This window comes from Pedobacter sp. BG31, assembly GCF_042464845.1.
In the GTDB taxonomy this organism is placed as follows: domain Bacteria; phylum Bacteroidota; class Bacteroidia; order Sphingobacteriales; family Sphingobacteriaceae; genus Pedobacter; species Pedobacter suwonensis.
Window position 1 is genome coordinate 16,449 of sequence record NZ_JBHNZK010000007.1, and the last position, 17,127, is coordinate 33,575.

A 17,127-nucleotide genomic window follows, 5' to 3' on the forward strand; every position below is an offset into this window, starting at 1 on the left:
TTATTTAGTTTTTAAGATATTCTTCTGATATTACTTTTCCATAATTATCCATTGAGAAATATTGTTCCGCTCTCTTGTATCCATTTTCTCCAAACTCGCGAATTTTATCATTGTGATTTATGAAATAAATGATTTTATCAGCTAAAGCTTTCTCATCATCAGGAGGAATAAGGAAACCTGTTTGATTATCGATAACTGTTTCAGTGGTACCGCCAATTGCAGTTGCGATTAAAGGTTTTTTCATTGCCATTGCCGCTATAGTTACTGTTGCATTTGGTTCAGGCAAGGTTGAAGGAAGCACAAAAATATCCATTGCAGCCAGCCAATCCTGAAAATTGCTTTGAAAACCCATAAACATCAATGACGAAGATACAGGCAATGATGAGATTAATTTCTCCAGTTCCACCTGGAAATGTTCCTGTCCTTTGAATGTATCCCCAAGCATCAAAAACTTCACTTTTACCGCTGGATCTATTCTATTGATCACATGCGGAATTGATTTCACAAAAACATCATGTCCTTTCCACCCATTTATTCTCCCAGCCATCCCGATAACAACAGTATCATCGGTAATGCCAAGTTTTTCCCTGATGCCTTTTGCATGATTATGCTCAGGATCATAAACCTTTAAATCTACGCCATGGTATAATACCTCAAATTTATCTTCTTTCCCTTTATTCACTTTTAGAAAGAAAGTTCTAACCGCTTTGGAGATCGTAAAGACTTTGCTCGAAAAGATCCCTACCAACTTTCTGATTACATAACTTACAGGTCTGGGCTTCTCTACCAGCTCCATCACCTGCCATATATGTTTTTTACCGTGTAATTTAGCCGCAAACCCGCCCATCCAAACTGCCGAAGTATTGGTATGTATTATACTGATATGCTGATCTTTTATGAGTTTCGAAATAAAAATATAGAACCTAAAATTCTGTATGATAAACTTGAAGATACCCATCGGTGAAAACATACTACGCCTAACCACAGGTAAATCACATACCAGATATTCAATGTTGTTCTTTTGAAACTCCTGACATAAACTGCCTTCATAAGGCAATAATACAAGCGTATCAAATATGTTCTTGTCCAAGCCTTTTATTAAATTAAGGAGTACGTAATCACTTCCGTAGAGATCTGCACTGGCATGTAGGTAAAGAACTTTCTTTCTCATGTATTTAAATTTTATTTTTTAAAGCGTTTTTTGATGATGATAAATTGAATTGCAAACCACGGTATTTATCTGATTCCCCGCCTGATTTTATCAAGACGAAAAATCAGCCTATTAATCCTATCCCGCTTCATTAAAGAAGTGAAATAATGAAAGATGAATATGCCCGGAAACTTTCGGAAAATATGTAAAGAGCGCTGTTTTTCTACTTTCAGCGCATATAAAAAATTATATCTTTCCTTAGCCCTCAAAACCAAGTCTTTATGTATCGTATATTTTTTGGCTAAATAATCCAGAACCGCAATAGAAGAGAAAACCATTTCCCCCGTATTATTACTATAGTTAGTTTGATGCAGCCGGTATACAAATATTTTTTCTTTAATAAATTTGAAGTTTACACGATCAAGCCTGAAAATAATGTCTAGGTAAGCCGCCCAGTCGTCAGCACCTTTAAACTTCGCAGAGGCATCTATAAATGCATTATCTTTATTGATAAAATTGCTGTTAAATATAACTGTACCCGGAGTGTAAATTGTAGTGGTTTGCATTAATATACTCTTTACCCTAAAATCTGGCGGGATATAATAAATCGGAATCTCTTTTTGCTGCTCGTGATAAAGAAAGACACCGTTAATGATGTGCAATGCAACCGATGGATCAAGTTGTTCTTCAAGTATAGTAAAGTAATTGTCCTTAACATAATCGTCCTGATCAATAATGGTATAGTAACTGTATTGTGTCTTTTTAAGCCCCACATTCCTTGAGTTTGCTACACCTAAGTTTTCCGGATTGATGATCAGCAATATATCTTCAGCCAGATACCTCTTTGTTATCTCATCGGCTATTCTCTCGGCATCTTCCATCGAATCAATAACAACTACCACCTCTTTTTTTAAAAGCTGCCTACTTTGTTTGTAAGACCGGAAGATTGAGTCTAAGCAATGAAAAATATACTTTTCACCCTTATAATAAGTTAAAACGATAGAGAGTCCGCTATTGATGTTCATTGTTATTTATATTTCTTTAAGACTTCTGCAGTTGCTTCAAGATACTTACTTCCCCATTTTTCACATGGTTCTAAATGATTTCCTTCTGCCCACTCATTCCAGGCATTGATGAAAACCAGATTTTCTTCCCCTTTTGGCTCGAACCTCTCACAAACATCCTCCAGCCAGTCTTGATAGAGTTCAGGGGTAGAATGTGTTAGAATCGTTCCGCCTTTTTCACGGCGCCTAACATAGTTATCCCACATCGGGGTTACACATGGGAACAATCTGAAATTTTTAGGAAAAACAAACTTTTTATAGAAGTCTACTACTTCTTTATATTTTATAACCAAAAACCTGCTTCGCAGTGGTGCAAAAACACCTAGCTTACGCATTAATTCAGAAAATATCGCTCGTTTCCGTACAAAACTCATCTTATTGGGTGTAAATTGAGCAGCTGCATCAAACCCCCACTTTTTCGGTTCAACACCGGCATCAAACCCCCAGAAAAAAACGGTATATATGCCCGGATAACCGTATTTTTTCGCCTCAGCCTGCCAGGTTTCTATGGTCTTGTTAATGTTAGGGAACAAAGAGGGCCGGTAAATTACGAATACTGGTTTTCCTTCAATCTTGATATACCGATCATCAGAAAAGACATCCTCACACAAATACTTAATATGATCAAGATCATCCTGTTCTGAATAGTCTTGCTTAATTAAACTTTCATTAAACTTACCATCCCAGTTCCTTGACCAGTTTTCATTTGCCCAGCATAAACAAAATGGAATATCCGGTTTTTTTGCAAGCAGAAAATTATTGACAGGCATTTCTAATAGTCTTTTGCCATTAAACCAATAATGATAAAAACAAAAACCATGTATGCCATGATCTTGAGCCAACTTCGCCTGTTCTTCCATGATTTCAGGCAAACGTAGATCATAAAAACCTAAATCAGCCGGTAAGTGGGGCTGATACTGACCCTCAACGATCACCTTGCCTTTAACTACATTACGCCATTCTGTAAAACCTTTTCCCCACCATTCATCGTTTTCAGGTATCGGATGATATTGTGGTAGATATATTGCCAGTGCCCTTAAAATTTTCTCCATAAATGTTTATAATTTTCTATTACAAATGTCTAATTGTCATCCCTATTTTTTAGTAGTTCGAGATATAAGCGATGTACCGATTCAGCATTACTCTCTTCAGAAAATTTAATCTTGGCCTTATTCATAGCCGAAACAAGCTCATCTGAATAATTTTCTATTCCGACTTTGGTTAAATTTAGCATTAGATCTGCCAGTTCTTCTACAGAATCGTAAAGCAAACCCGTTCCTATTAAATCGATTATTTCTTTTGTTCCACCTGTGTTTTTGCCAATTACCAAACAACCGTTAAACATCGCTTCAGCAGTAATTCTTCCAAATGCTTCGTTTAACGACGGTACAATGAGTGCTGTTGCCGATTGCATCAACTGGTCTACATCATTGCGATGTCCAAGAAATGATACACGGTCTCCAATTTCCTTTTCATTAAGAAAGTCGATAAGCGATAGTTTATAAGATGGTAGCGTACTATCACCAGCAATTAATAAATTATGAGACTTGTTGTTCTGGCAAAAAATACTGAAGGCCTGCAATAAAACTTGAATTCCTTTATTTTCACTCAAATGGCCCACATATAGAAAATAATCAGATTTTGAAGGACAATATCTTGCTGCTGAACTTTTCATAATCCCGTTATAGATTACAGTAGACGGCGGTTTTAGGTGAAAGTATTCATAAATTGCCCGACTAATCGCTATTTGGTGATTATTTTCGTGATTGAGCATGCTCAGAAAACCTTTTTTAGTATACCAGGTTTTCATATCAAAGTCCAGATCCTGGAATTCGCGCAAATGCCAAATATGAGGGATATTAAGTTTATTTGCTACTTCGTACCCTAACAGTAACGGACCAACATTAGTATGGATGATATCTATGCTTTCTGACTGAACAATTTTAAATATCTTCCTCCTTGCCAATAAATTTCTAAATTTCGATCTCAGAATTTTGGGTAAATACAGTAATTTATCTCTAAAATTATTGTTATTTGGAAACACAGGCATATAATATTCAATTATATAGCTTTGTATACCTATTTTGTCGAGTTCAGCTTTCAGAGTCATGTCCGCATAAGGAGACAACAATACGATTGGTCTGACCCCTTTCGATTTGAGCCCAACTAACATGTGATAGAGGGATCTATTAGCCCCAGTGAAAAAAGAAGATATATGAGTTATATAGAGTACGTTCATTTAAATCTTATTAAGAGCAGCAATGTGAAATAAATAAATTCATAAACCTTAACCCCATGGTCAATTGGATCTAACAATAAAGTAACTTTATAAATAATTCTTATTTTTTTTACCTAAATAACTCATCCCGCTAACAAAGGGTATGATCCAACTCTCCCACCATGGATATGATCTTTGTAAAAATGCAATTGCGATCAACATCAAAAAAAACAAATTATACTTCCTGGAATCATAAAGATTAGTTACAGTAGCTTGATAGTAAAATAGAGCAAAGACAATTAATGAGAAAAGACCGTATCTAATTAAAAAAATTTTCCATCCAGCACCTAAGTTTTCATCTTTGATATAATTCTGTGGCATTCCAATCCATATATCTCCATTATTTATAATTCTATCTAGATATTCATCCGCATTTGTAGTAGCACGATTATTTCCAGCGATGCCTTTTTCCTGATCATATTCCATTCTAGCAATAATCAATGTATTCAGGAGGTTATTTCCATTATTATAATATTTACCACCAAGATATAGTGAGCCAAATATTAAAATCACATAGAATACAAATCTGTAGACAGATTTACTTTTTACTAGAATATTTAAAAAATAACCAATTGCTACCAAAATATAACCAGCCAAAGAAAGAGTGAAAATCTCAATAAGAATCATAACCCAGACTTCCCATCTCTTGAAATTAAATCGAACTGCAAATAACAAAAATGCCAGAACCATGCCGAGATGTCCAGGTTCCAAGAAAATAGAATTAAATCTTATGTCGTAAAATTGACCTTTTATAAAAAATATGTAATTTGTATACACATATTCATCCCAGCTAGGATGTTCAATTTGTCCGAGATTCGGCAAAGAAATAAAGAAAGATAATAGAAATAATATAAGAGAGACTATAAGAAAATAAGACAGCAGTTTTACAATTAAATTTAACGTTTGAGTTTTAAATTCTCTGGTTGTCGTTAAGAAAATAATTATAGGAACTGTATTCAACATCTCAGTTAAATTATTACCATAGCCCAGAGATATAATTGACGCAATGTACAATAAGATAATTTTCAAATGTTTCCTGATTTCTAATTCCCTATCGTGAACAAGAAAGTATAAAACACTTACTAAAGCTGAAAAAATAAAAAATGACTTGCTAATATCCCAAGTAAACCATGCATTTAGCGATCGCAAGAAAGCCAATAATAATGCTACTTGATATAGTCGTTTGACAAATAATTTACCCATCAGAATCTCTTTTTAATACATTTTTTTTAACAAAAAGTATAATCAAACTCTTTTCATTTTTATCTAGCATACCGTAAAAGAATACGACGAGTATTGATAATGATGATGAAACTGTAGTTATCAAAAATGAGATAAATCCTGTAGTGGTCAGAAAGTGGTTTATGATCATTGGAAGTATTGCGGCTACTATTGACAATATGATCGCACGATAAAAAACCGTATTCAGATATAAACGAACAGGAAATTCAATTAGTTTTGACAAAATATTTAGTCGAAGAAACATAGCCAAAAAATATATGGCTATCATTACGTAAAATGGACTTTCGGGCGAACCACCAAGTTTTAAAATCACATAAGAAATTGGCAAAATAGCCAATGTTACAATTCCGATATTTAGCTGATAAGATTTTATTATACCAGTAGCCCTAACAGCCTGACTTAACGGCCCTTCAAAAACATTGATTAAAGTAAACAAGAGAACAAGCTGCGTGAAAACTATCATATGATTATCAACCTTATTTCCTAACCACAGTTCCAAAATAAATCGAGCCTGAAGTGCAATAGGAAGAGATAGAATTAGCAATAAAGCGTAGCCAATCTTAGTAGACGACATTATCAGGCTGCGTTGTCTATCTAAATCATTTTCAGCATAAGATTTAACAATCTGTGGATTTACAGCATTGAACAAATTAGTAACGAATGCAGAGACTGCCGAATTAACTTGATATGCTATACCTCGTGCAGTATTTATTACAGGACCAAAAAAGATATTTAATAACAAGTTTAATCCCTGGTTATTGAAGACTGTTGTTGTTGCACCAAATAAGCTCCAACCAGAGTAGCCTGCTATTTCTCTAAACAGTTTTGAATCCCATGCGAACTTGAACTTCGATTCGGCAAATCGATAATAACAAAACAAAATGTAGGTTAGCGTTATAACTAGAGTTACCAAGAAAGTTAAAGCGCCATAAAGCTTTAATTTATCGTATGAGAAGTAAACTAATACGAAAACAACAAATAATTTTAAGCTGACCTCTACAATACCGACATAAGCATAGAATTTCATTTTTTCATGCGCCATAATCAGCGCATTATAAGGTATAGCGAACATAGTAAGAATGAAGGAAAATATAGAAAACTGATATACCCATTTGGCAGCTTCAAATCTATTGGAAGGTAAGTTAACATAATTGTCCAAAAACCAAATTCCTACTGACTCTGCTAGTATAAATACAATTAAAGCAATTAGCGCATATATCATTAATGATGTGCTAAATACTTTTTTCAAGTTTTCAACATTATTTCGCCCTATTTCAAAAGCAAAAAACCTTTGAGAGGCAGATGCCATCGTATTGCTCAGGAAAGCGAGCATAGTTACTACACTCCCAACTACGTTATTTATCCCGTAATCTACAACACCAAGTGTCTTTAGAACTACTCTAACGGTATAAAGAGAAATTACCAGCGTAAGTAACATCCTTATATATAGCAAAATCGTATTTGCTGCGATTTTTTTGTTACTACTTTCTTTCATTTACCTAATGGGCCTTTTAAAACAAAACGTTAAATAACGAAATTTGAACTGGTTAATAGAAGTAATATCAGAGCAAAGCTCTAATGTATATCAATTAGCTTTTAGACAAGCCTATTTCCAAAATTTCAATCTTGAAAAACTACTTTTAGTGCTTTCATCTGTTACACCGTAACTGCCATATCCATAGCCGTAACCATAGCCATAACCATAGCCATAGCCATAGCCGTTCTTTGCATCAATGTCGTTTACGACAATTCCTAAAGATGGCATTTTGTTATTTTTGTTTAGATCCTCAATAATATTTATCTGTTCTTTAAGAGTATAATTCTGCCTTACTAAATAAATAGATAAATTAGAATAATTGGCAATAAGCTGTGCGTCCGTAACCACACCAATAGGAGGAGCATCAATTATTATATAATCAAATTTCTCTTTCAATTCGTCAATTAAAAGTTTAGTTCTTGAATTTAATAACAATTCAGCCGGGTTTGGAGGGATCGGCCCAGAGCTAACAATATATAGATTTTTGTTTAGTTCTAACGGTCTGACTATCGAGTCGAGTCCAAGTTTCGTATCAATAATATAATTCGTAAATCCTATGGAATTATCAATATTTAACTTTGTTGATAAGCCGGGTTTTCTTAGATCTAACTCCATCAGTAATACCCGCTTATTTGACAATGCTAATATATTTCCAAGATTTATTGCCACGAAAGATTTACCCTCACCAGACATGCTAGACGTTAATAAAATTATTTTGTCATCTGATGTCTTCTGCATAAAAGATATGTTAGTTCTTAAAGCTCGAAACTGTTCTGAAACTGAAGATCTAGAAGCATTTGCAACAATAAGATTATCTTGATTATCATTGTGACTGATTTCGCCAATTATTGGTACATCTGTTATACTCTTGATATCTTCTTTAGTGTGAACTTTTGTATTCAACAACTCTTTAAGATACAACAAGCCCACCGGTATTAGAAGTCCTACAAAGCAACCTATAATTAAAGATATAGCTTTTTTAGGACTTAAGGGCTTAACATCAGCCTTTGGGGGATCTATAGTTTTTGAAGTTGCAATATTTGAAGTCTTTGATATTGCTGTTTCTTCAGCCTTTTGCATCAGAAAGATATACAATTCCTGTTTAATCTGTTGTTGCCTTGCCAGGTTTAAGTAACTGCGTTCAATCTTCGGTACATCTTTAACCTGACTCTCCGCCTGCTGCATTTGCGCTTTGATCTTTCTTTTGGTAATCAAAAAACCATCAAGCGTAGTGGCTAAGTTTGATTCGATATCTAACCGGGCATTTTGTATTTCTTTATCTAGCAAGATAATACTAGGATTATTTTCTGTAACGCCAATCAATCTTCTTGCTCGTTCTAATGCCAATTCGTTATATTTACTTACCGCAGCACTAAATACCAAATCTGCTGGAATGAGAGAACTTGGCAAAACCCGCTTATTTTTTTCATTATCCTTCAAATAAGACTGGAGACTTTCCATAATGCTTATTTGGGTTTCTACCTGAGCCAATTGTTTAACATATTCAGCTGTCACTTGCACCAATTGCTTAGACTGTTCTGACATGTCGGCTAAATTATTCTTTTGCTTGAAACCTTGAATATTACCTTCTAAATCTCCTAGCTCATTACCAATATATGCTAATCGATTCTGAATAAATTTAACGGTACTATCAGCCACCTGATTTTTATCTTGAATATTCGCATAAACATATTTTTCAATTAGTTTTGATAATATGTCTTCTCCTTTTTTGGGGATAGAATTTGTTATTGATAAATCTATGATAGTAACAAGTTTGTTGGCGACATCTACTTTCAGAACATCACTTAATTCTGCAACTGCTGCATCAACCGAGCTTACTCCAATTTTATATTTCGCTCCTAGACTAATAACTTCAGAACTCTTGATCAATTCTACCTGGCCTATGTCAGGAAATTTAAAACTTCTATTCAACGCAACGACCGAGTCAAAATATTTACTTTTCAGATGAACCTTATTATTTGCAAGTACTTCCGCTTCAATAGTTGTATTTTTGATAGTATCTTGTGATTTTAAAATCTTAAAAATCAAAGGAGATTTATATAATGGCCGTGTTTTGAAAGAATTTATAGAATAATAATTAATATTTAAATTCATGTCCTTGACAACCTGCTCTAACAGCAGTCTTGTCTTTAAAATTTCAGCTTCATTATCAACCGTACTTTTAGTGCCTAGAAGCCCACCAAGCTCTCCTAGCATATCAGCTCCCCCCAATAATCCTCCACCTTTCTTCTCATCATTAACCAAAACTTTGGCCGATATGCTATAGACAGGAGTCTTATAAATGTAATAAACGTATGAAAGTAGAATGCATACAATAAGAGAGAAACCAATCCAATGCCAATTTGCTAAAAGCCTTGCAATGAATTTTTTAGTGTCTATTGATGAGGTCTGTTTCATTGCCTCTTCAGAATTATTATTCATTTATTAATTAATTAAAGGCGTGTAAAAAGTACTACTAAAACTGAAAGAAGTGATCCGACTAAGGCGTATGTTTGGGTTCTGGCCTGATTTAAAGAAGCTGCCTTTCCTTTATTTGGCTCAATGTACAATACATCATTTTGTTTTAAATAATAATAAGGACTATTGAATATCTCCTTTGAGTTCAGGTCAAGCCTGGCAAACTCTTTCTTCCCGTTATTATCACGGATCAGGGTAACATTTTCCCGCTTCCCAAAAATGGTCAGGTCACCGGCCAGCCCCAAGGCATCCAATACACTTACTTTCTCATTCGGAATCACGTATGATGCGGGCCTGTTTACCTCGCCTAAAATGGTTACCTTAAAATTAGCAAAGCGCACCTGTACATTGGGGTTGGTGTATACAATGGCTGCTTTTTCTTTAATCAGATCTCTGGCTTCAAACGTAGTTAATCCGAGTACTTTAATTTTTCCAACCACGGATAAATCAATCTCTCCGTTTTTATCAACCAGGAAACCAGCCGTAGGCGGGGTAGCCCCTAATGTTGCCACCGACCCTACATTGGTACTGATGGCCTGGCTAGCTGCCTGGTTGACCACCATGTTGGTTGCCGGATCAATGGTGAAGATAGATATTGATAAAATATCATCTGCCTGAATAACGGGATCAGTAAATTTAGCCGTATTGGCCAGTTCTGATTGCCCCAATGCACTGATATCCTGAAAGTAAGCTACATTTTTGGTACTTACACAGGAAGTTAAAAAGGCGATGGCTATCAACAAGCATAATTTAGAAAACCTTACCTTACATATTGGCATTTTCATAAGCGATTGAGAAAATTTTTAAAAGTGAAGAATTTTGTTTGTCGGTCGGCCAAACTTAACATTTTAAACATTGAAAACATATACGTTCAGGCTATATTTATATTAAATGTAAAAACCTATCATTTTCAAAGGGATATTTTCCTAATTTATCAAATAAATAGCCGTTTTCTACATTATACTTTAATGCATTGTAGTGTTTTTGATGATGTAAATCTGTTCCCGCCAACCTGTACAACTGATTTTTGAGCAGGTATTCGGAGGTGTTTTTTACCTCCCTGCCATAATAGCCTGTTACGGAGAGCAGATTCAATTGCAGCAATACCCCCATATCATGAAAGCGATGAAACCGGTCATGATCCTGATGGTAAAAATTATACCTTTCGGGATGGGCTAAAATAACCGTGTATCCTTTAATCTGGAGATTGAAAATAATCTGCTCGATGTTTGGTGTTTCATTCAGGTAAGACATCTCCACAAGGATATGCTTATTGGGCAAAGACATCATCACATCGCTAATTTCGAAGTTTTCATCGAGCATATACTCTGCCGCTGCAGCAATCCCCACTTGCAGATTAGCCTTTTGTAGCGCGGCTTTGGTGCGTTCCAAAGCCTTATTTATCGTTTCTGCAGTATTGGGATATAACTCCATAAAGATATGGGGTGTACAAATAAACTGATCAATACCTAACGCAGTAAGTTTTGTAATCAGCGATATCGACTCGTCAACATCCGGTGATCCATCATCAATTCCCGGCAAAAGATGTGAGTGAATATCAACTCCCAACCACTTCAAATCTCTAACGATAGGTTTTTTATTTTTGAAAAAGCTGAACATCAATTAAGCTAGAAGCATGCAAATAATAAATCAAGGAATAAATCCGCCGCAAGTTAACAGTTTTTTTGCAGAAATATTTAAAGCGATCGGTTTTTTAATTATTTCTTAACAGGAAATATTGACAATTCTCATTCATTAACCGAAATAATTTTGCATGAAGTGCTTAAAGTTAAGCTAATATGAGCCAATGTTAAAAAATATTAACCTGATTCTGATTATTGAGATAGTTAAGGCGCAGAAAAACCGAATCATGACGGGTGATGACTAAGGCTGATGAAAATATGCCGCCTCAAGCTTACCCATCAATGCAGTGCTTTCAGGATGATTATCAGCTTAATATGGCAGCCCCGTATCCGGTGGCGCCTTCTCATGAATGAAAATGAAATTTTGGATCGTTTTTTTGCATAAAAATGCCTGTTTTGCCTGCCGGGTGAGCCTGATCGAATTTTTTTTACGCAATATCGATGCGCTGACAGACCATTTTGAGGCACATACATAGGCTTTAGCTAAATTGTTTTATCTGCCTGCACAGGCGGTTTTATTGTCCGCGCGAAGGTCTTCAGCCTTACTTTGCTGAGGCAGCTTTAAAGCTGCTGGTTACGGTAGCACATCCTATTGATATACGATTTGAAATAAATTATCGTTATATAAAGCATAACATGTAACCATAATACTAATTTATTTACTGATTAAGTTTACAGAATATGGAAAAACCTTACCTGTTTGCTTTTTCATCCCTAATCATTTTTGTATTTACCCCGGTGCATATAACGCTCGCACATGCACAGCAAAGCTACCCTCAAAGGCTGGCTTGTAGCCTGTTTAACCCGCGGCTGGTGTGCCCCAGCCGGGGCGACCCATTGCTTTGGCCATTGTGTGCCCTGTACATTCATGATCATCTACATACCGATTAATTAACCTCCATATTATTGGGAATGTTGAACAGCTTTTGGCGCTGTTTGACGCTAAAATTTTAAGATACCCAAATTTTCTAACCAATTTTAGTCGCTCCGGCACCATCGGTTAGCCGCCCTGATAACGGCACAGGAACATTTTCCAGATATGGTTGCAGCATGCCTCATCAGCATGCTGCAATATGTTTTTGTTTTTAAACTCTACGCCCTATGAATAACCTTGATGCACTAGTACAGATCTTGTACAACATATACCTTGTACTGAACAAAGAACAGTTAAAATTTACCTTTATTGATCTTTTTGGCGACCCTGAAACGCAGCTCACCCGGCAGCAGGTAAAAGATTACCTCAACATCAGCGAAAGTACCTACAAACGTAAAGTGAAAGATGGCACCTTAAAGCCCATCAAACTGCCCGGCGGCGATCGTTTTTACCTGAAAGACCTGCTGGCTGCCTACCTGGAGAGCCAGCGCAAAGGCCGTATCTGATTTTTACTGTATCAGAAAGAAAACATTACATTGTAAACCCAATACAGTAAAAACAAATTCGATAGTAAACACAAATCAGTAATAAGACTTTTTACTGTAAACTTATTCCAGTATAGGACACCTGTTGTTTACCCTTTCCTGGTACCAGGCTTACCCCTGGCTTACCCTTTGCTTACCTGTTGTTTACCTTTTGCTTACCTATTGGTTACCCTTTGCTTACCTATTGGTTACCTTTTGCTTACCTAAAAGGTAAACAATGGGTTTTTTCAGGGTAAACATTTACGGGGTTTATGGCCATGCTGCCCGGGGGCAGGCCGGTTGTTTACGGTTGCTCCTTTGCCTGGATGGCCGGCATTGGCATGGCTCATTTTAGCTCATTATGGCCCATAATCAGCTCAATTTGGCTCATTTGAGTCCAAAATGAGGTGCCATTACCTCAAAGCGCCTAGGTTTGATCATGGATTTGAACATACCGGTATAGCAGAAATCCGATGAATTAAACATTTTTTTCACTTAAAAAACAAAAATTATGGCAACGTATTCAAAAGGCGCCAACGGCGCATTCTCGGGCAAGGTAGGCAGTGTAATCGGCAGCACCTGGCGCAGTGTAGATTACCTGAGGGGACTCCCTAAAAAAAGCAGTAAAGCCAGTACCGAACCTCAATTGGCGCAGCGCACCAGGTTTGCCCTTGCGGCCCGGTACCTGAGCCCCATCAAGGATATTTTAAATATCGGCTTTAAGGATAAACAGCTGAACAAGATTACCGGTTACAATGCCGCGGTAAAAATTTTCTTAAACCAGGCCGTTACAGGTGACTACCCTGATTTTGAGATCGATTTTTCGAAGGTGGTGCTGAGCAAGGGTTCGCTTTCGGTAATGCACGGCCTGAACGGAAGCCTGCAGGGGTCAGATCTGCTGTTGAACTGGCAGAGCATTATAAACCGCTATAATGCCTTTGCGGATGATGTGCTGACGGTTGTGCTGTTTAATGTCACCAAAAACATGTATATGGTGTACGAGGAAGCCCAGCGCGCTGCGCTGACCTACACGGCGGTAATCGGTACAAACTTTAGCGGCGATGTTTTCCACGCCTGGGCCTTTGCGGTAAACCGCGATGCCACTGCGGTTGCAAACAGCCAATACCTGGGTACCTATACCATTCCTTAACTAATATGAACCAGCCCAAACCCAGCCATGCCAGGTTTGGGCTATTAAACTAAAAAGATATGAAAACATTAAAACCGGCTTTAACGGCGCTGTTGCCGAAAAAGCAGATCCTTGAAAAACTGATGCTGGCCGTAATACTGGTGCTGGGCTGGCATACCCTCCCGAAAGTGTTAAGAACCATTGAGCCTACCGCGGCCCTGCTTGATGCAGGCATATGGCAGCTGATCTTGCTGGCCCTGCTCTGTTATGCTGCCCTGTTGCAGCTATCGTGGTGGCTGTTGCAACGCTTTTGGCAAAGCCTCGGCCTGTATAAATTAACAGATATGGTTTCACTATTTAAGCAGTTAACCTCATGGCAACAGTTAAGTTTTTTCTGGGCATCGTTTGCCTTGCTCTTGCTGGCAGCGATAGCCTGCCTGGCGGCGATAGTATAAACCTGCGGCAAGACCCCGCGCTTGCCGAAAGGAAAAGGCTGTTGCAGGTGGCTGAAAAGGAACTGGGCGTGCGCGAACGTTCGGGCAAAAACGATGGCCCGCGAATTGCCGGATACCTCAGTTATGTACATGTACCGGAGGGCAATGCCTGGTGTGCAGCTTTTGTGAGCTGGGTTTTTGGCCAGGCCGGTTACCAGGTACCACGCACCGCCTGGAGCCCCGCTTTATTCCCGCTAAGCAAGCGCACCAAAGAGATCAGGCCTGCGGTAGTGTTTGGCATTTACTTTAGCCAGTTAAAACGCATTGCCCATTGTGGCCTGGTTGAACGGCAGGCCGGTGACTGGATGGTTACCATTGAGGGCAATACCAACACGGCAGGAAGCAGGGAAGGAGATGGGGTGTACCGTAAACGCAGGCATTTAAAAGCCGTTAAATACTTTGCCGACTGGGCAAAAAGGAAAGGAGTGGAAGATGAAAACTGAATTGATCAAATACCTGGCGGCCTTTAGCCTATTGCTTTCGGCATGTGCAACGCTAAAAAGCAAAAAAGTGTTGCATGAACAGGACCTTGAGGTAAAACATAACAGCCGGGAAAGCAGCAGTGAGCAAAGCTGGGCAAAAAGCAATACCCTTTTGCTTGATACCAGCAACAGCGAATATGTGGTGCAAATTACCCCATTGGGGAAATTTTTCTACAGTGCGGAAAAAGGTTTTGAAGGGATGGCCGAGAAGGTGGTGATTAAAGGAAAGGCCAGCCACAGGCGCATGCTGCAGGGGCAACAGCAAAAAGGACGTGAGCTGGCACAACAAAAAACCAGGGTGAAAAGTACGGCATTAAAAACGAAGGTACAGTATACCGAAAAAATGAGAAAAAGCCTGTCACCATCTCTTTTGATCGGACTGGGAATTTTATTTTGCCTGACATTAGGCTACCACCGGCTGATGAAAAAACGATGATTGACCTGAATATAAAAATGCTCCCTTTAAACTACAAGGGAGCATTTACTGTATACTGGTGCTGATATAAAAATTGCACTGTGTAAGGTAATTTAGTCGACAACAATCAATTTTGAAAAATATAGGCCAAACCAACCTTCAAATTTAAGTTTCCCCGATCCTGTTGGTCCCAATTCCAAAATTTATCCCTTTCAAATGAGTCACCCTTGATTACATATTGATAATTATGTGAACGGATATAACCCAGTTCTGAATTCAGTATAAAGTTTTTATAAGTCCAATCAAACTTACCCGAAAAAGACAGGTCAATCCATTTCCTTCTATTATCTGTCGTAATGGCAGCGTAATAGAGATCATTGTTATTCACCAGCCTTTCAATTTGTAAACCTATTCTTTTCATGCCTTTTACCCAGCTTACATCTAAAGACTGCAGGTTACTGCCCGGGCCAATTCCTGCGCCAAGAACCTGCCCCATATTGGTATAACCGTCTTTTACCTGATGATGAACATACCATGTTGGTTGTTCACGCCCCACTCCTGTACGTGCACCTTCCAATTGAGTTAATTCTATACCCACCTGAACAAATTCATCATCTTTTCTCAATGGAATGAGTTTCCGGAAACCGGCAATATATGCACGTGAATGTTCGGGCTCTTGCAGGGCATCGCGTAGATTATAGGGATGATCATTTCTACCGTATTGCAAATAAACCTCTGAATGGCTTTCAGGCATTACCCATCTGGCAAAAAAGGACGCGTACTGATCACGTTTCCTATTGTCTTCATCGTTTGATCCATTTATGACACTAACTTTTTCCACAGGTGCAAAAAGCGGAAAATAATCGCCAAAAGAATTTCCCATATCTTTTCTATACACGATAAAACTCCGGTCGAAACCCAGGAACAGGTTAGGAATCCATTTGGGTTGATACGTAAAGACCATTCCGGATAAATATCGCCAGTCATCAGGCTTGGAAACAAAAAGAGGATTATTTGGAATTATTTTTGAACTTTCTAATCTCCCTGCAATAATTTGAGTTTCAAATGAGCCGATAGGGGTATTTACGGGCCGTGTTGTATTCAGCGTAAGGTGTTTAAATCCACTTGCGGTATTGCTCATTAAAAGAGAATTTCTAACGCCTGGCCCCCACCATAAATTTTCATTTGAGAGGCCTATGGAAACCGGATCAAATGTTAAGCGAACGTTACTCTGACCCCATGTAAGTTTCGAGTAAGTTCCTGTGCCAAAACGGTCTGGATTATCAATCCAATTCGCCATCTGGGCATATTTTTTTAAAAAATCAGGGCCATTATCTGCCTGATAGAGCTCAGTAAAGGCTTTATTTTGCGCGTATACATATTCTGGCTTAAGCTGGATACTTAAAGGACCTAGTTTTGCAAAAAAACCTGCAGAAACCTGAGTCTGGTAGCCTCTGGCCTGAACCATTGACCCGTCATTCCAGCCATAGGGGTGATCGGTATTGATTTGCTGCTGCCATGTTACCGGCAAAACATATAGCGCGAAAATGTTATTCGGAGTGGAAAGTATCTTTTTGCGGAAGTTATCTAAATAAATCCCATCGGCAGCATCAAGAAGAAAGTTATTTCCGGATGAAATATTTAGTGGCCGAGCCAGAAATGAACTTTTAGAGGTATCGTTGCCCAGCAGCTGTTGCCTCCTCAGGTTGTCTTCAATATGGTCTAACAAACCAACAGGTAGTGTTTGGGCAAAGGTTTTTGCGCCTGCGGAAATGAGTACGACCGATAAAAAGAGGAAAATTTTATTCATATATACA

The 17,127-nt window shown here is 37.8% G+C and carries 16 protein-coding genes; 5 read left to right on the plus strand and 11 right to left on the minus strand.

What is annotated here, in order from left to right; genetic code table 11:
* Positions 1–4: 4 nt before the first annotated feature.
* The 10 genes from ACFE6N_RS10560 to ACFE6N_RS10605 form a co-directional block, all read right to left on the minus strand.
* A complete protein-coding gene (locus ACFE6N_RS10560; RefSeq protein WP_378936252.1) occupies positions 5–1,171 on the minus strand; it encodes a glycosyltransferase in 1,167 nt (388 codons plus the stop codon).
* A gap of 65 nt (positions 1,172–1,236) precedes the next feature.
* A complete protein-coding gene (locus ACFE6N_RS10565; protein WP_378936254.1) occupies positions 1,237–2,175 on the minus strand; it encodes a glycosyltransferase family A protein in 939 nt (312 codons plus the stop codon).
* 2 nt (positions 2,176–2,177) lie between these two features.
* Complete coding sequence (locus tag ACFE6N_RS10570) at positions 2,178–3,266, minus strand: glycoside hydrolase family 99-like domain-containing protein (RefSeq protein ID WP_378936256.1); 1,089 nt, start codon at positions 3,264–3,266, stop codon at positions 2,178–2,180.
* Positions 3,267–3,295: 29 nt separating this feature from the next.
* Positions 3,296–4,453, minus strand: a complete 1,158-nt coding sequence (locus tag ACFE6N_RS10575) for a glycosyltransferase family 4 protein (RefSeq protein WP_378936258.1) — start codon at positions 4,451–4,453, stop codon at positions 3,296–3,298.
* 87 nt (positions 4,454–4,540) lie between these two features.
* Positions 4,541–5,695, minus strand: coding sequence for a hypothetical protein (locus ACFE6N_RS10580; RefSeq protein WP_378936260.1), 1,155 nt, complete (start codon positions 5,693–5,695; stop codon positions 4,541–4,543).
* A complete protein-coding gene (locus tag ACFE6N_RS10585) occupies positions 5,688–7,229 on the minus strand; it encodes a lipopolysaccharide biosynthesis protein (RefSeq protein WP_378936262.1) in 1,542 nt (513 codons plus the stop codon). The genes ACFE6N_RS10580 and ACFE6N_RS10585 overlap by 8 nt, the downstream gene beginning before the upstream one ends.
* Before the next feature lie 111 nt (positions 7,230–7,340).
* Positions 7,341–9,713, minus strand: coding sequence for a GumC family protein (locus tag ACFE6N_RS10590; protein ID WP_378936264.1), 2,373 nt, complete (start codon positions 9,711–9,713; stop codon positions 7,341–7,343).
* Positions 9,714–9,724: 11 nt separating this feature from the next.
* A complete protein-coding gene (locus ACFE6N_RS10595) occupies positions 9,725–10,534 on the minus strand; it encodes a polysaccharide biosynthesis/export family protein (protein WP_378936266.1) in 810 nt (269 codons plus the stop codon).
* 97 nt (positions 10,535–10,631) lie between these two features.
* Positions 10,632–11,369, minus strand: a complete 738-nt coding sequence (locus ACFE6N_RS10600) for a tyrosine-protein phosphatase (protein ID WP_378936268.1) — start codon at positions 11,367–11,369, stop codon at positions 10,632–10,634.
* A gap of 737 nt (positions 11,370–12,106) precedes the next feature.
* A complete protein-coding gene (locus ACFE6N_RS10605) occupies positions 12,107–12,268 on the minus strand; it encodes a hypothetical protein (protein WP_378936270.1) in 162 nt (53 codons plus the stop codon).
* 225 nt (positions 12,269–12,493) lie between these two features.
* On the opposite strand from ACFE6N_RS10605, the gene ACFE6N_RS10610 reads away from it, so the two are divergent.
* From ACFE6N_RS10610 to ACFE6N_RS10630, 5 genes are all read left to right on the plus strand, one after another.
* Positions 12,494–12,772 (plus strand): helix-turn-helix domain-containing protein, encoded by a 279-nt coding sequence (locus tag ACFE6N_RS10610; RefSeq protein ID WP_134203701.1) that lies wholly within the window; start codon positions 12,494–12,496, stop codon positions 12,770–12,772.
* A gap of 529 nt (positions 12,773–13,301) precedes the next feature.
* A complete protein-coding gene (locus ACFE6N_RS10615; RefSeq protein ID WP_378936272.1) occupies positions 13,302–13,940 on the plus strand; it encodes a DUF6266 family protein in 639 nt (212 codons plus the stop codon).
* A gap of 59 nt (positions 13,941–13,999) precedes the next feature.
* Positions 14,000–14,374: a hypothetical protein gene (locus ACFE6N_RS10620; protein WP_134204630.1), complete on the plus strand. Its 375-nt coding sequence runs from the start codon at positions 14,000–14,002 to the stop codon at positions 14,372–14,374.
* Positions 14,293–14,856 carry a peptidoglycan-binding protein gene (locus ACFE6N_RS10625; protein ID WP_378936274.1) on the plus strand — a complete coding sequence of 188 codons (564 nt, stop codon included), beginning with the start codon at positions 14,293–14,295 and terminating at the stop codon, positions 14,854–14,856. Before ACFE6N_RS10620 ends, ACFE6N_RS10625 begins: the two co-directional genes overlap by 82 nt.
* Positions 14,846–15,331, plus strand: coding sequence for a hypothetical protein (locus ACFE6N_RS10630; RefSeq protein WP_378936276.1), 486 nt, complete (start codon positions 14,846–14,848; stop codon positions 15,329–15,331). Before ACFE6N_RS10625 ends, ACFE6N_RS10630 begins: the two co-directional genes overlap by 11 nt.
* A 106-nt stretch (positions 15,332–15,437) precedes the next feature.
* On the opposite strand, the gene ACFE6N_RS10635 is transcribed toward ACFE6N_RS10630, so the two are convergent.
* Positions 15,438–17,120, minus strand: a complete 1,683-nt coding sequence (locus ACFE6N_RS10635) for a capsule assembly Wzi family protein (RefSeq protein ID WP_378936278.1) — start codon at positions 17,118–17,120, stop codon at positions 15,438–15,440.
* Between the last annotated feature and the right edge of the window lie 7 nt (positions 17,121–17,127).

Coding starts and splice junctions, on each gene's coding strand:
- ACFE6N_RS10560 (WP_378936252.1), bottom strand. CDS start 1,171: ATGAGAAAGAAAGTTCTTTACCTACATGCCAGTGCAGATCTCTACGGA.
- ACFE6N_RS10565 (WP_378936254.1), bottom strand. CDS start 2,175: ATGAACATCAATAGCGGACTCTCTATCGTTTTAACTTATTATAAGGGT.
- ACFE6N_RS10570 (WP_378936256.1), bottom strand. CDS start 3,266: ATGGAGAAAATTTTAAGGGCACTGGCAATATATCTACCACAATATCAT.
- ACFE6N_RS10575 (WP_378936258.1), bottom strand. CDS start 4,453: ATGAACGTACTCTATATAACTCATATATCTTCTTTTTTCACTGGGGCT.
- ACFE6N_RS10580 (WP_378936260.1), bottom strand. CDS start 5,695: ATGGGTAAATTATTTGTCAAACGACTATATCAAGTAGCATTATTATTG.
- ACFE6N_RS10585 (WP_378936262.1), bottom strand. CDS start 7,229: ATGAAAGAAAGTAGTAACAAAAAAATCGCAGCAAATACGATTTTGCTA.
- ACFE6N_RS10590 (WP_378936264.1), bottom strand. CDS start 9,713: ATGAATAATAATTCTGAAGAGGCAATGAAACAGACCTCATCAATAGAC.
- ACFE6N_RS10595 (WP_378936266.1), bottom strand. CDS start 10,534: ATGAAAATGCCAATATGTAAGGTAAGGTTTTCTAAATTATGCTTGTTG.
- ACFE6N_RS10600 (WP_378936268.1), bottom strand. CDS start 11,369: ATGTTCAGCTTTTTCAAAAATAAAAAACCTATCGTTAGAGATTTGAAG.
- ACFE6N_RS10605 (WP_378936270.1), bottom strand. CDS start 12,268: ATGATCATGAATGTACAGGGCACACAATGGCCAAAGCAATGGGTCGCC.
- ACFE6N_RS10610 (WP_134203701.1), top strand. CDS start 12,494: ATGAATAACCTTGATGCACTAGTACAGATCTTGTACAACATATACCTT.
- ACFE6N_RS10615 (WP_378936272.1), top strand. CDS start 13,302: ATGGCAACGTATTCAAAAGGCGCCAACGGCGCATTCTCGGGCAAGGTA.
- ACFE6N_RS10620 (WP_134204630.1), top strand. CDS start 14,000: ATGAAAACATTAAAACCGGCTTTAACGGCGCTGTTGCCGAAAAAGCAG.
- ACFE6N_RS10625 (WP_378936274.1), top strand. CDS start 14,293: ATGGCAACAGTTAAGTTTTTTCTGGGCATCGTTTGCCTTGCTCTTGCT.
- ACFE6N_RS10630 (WP_378936276.1), top strand. CDS start 14,846: ATGAAAACTGAATTGATCAAATACCTGGCGGCCTTTAGCCTATTGCTT.
- ACFE6N_RS10635 (WP_378936278.1), bottom strand. CDS start 17,120: ATGAATAAAATTTTCCTCTTTTTATCGGTCGTACTCATTTCCGCAGGC.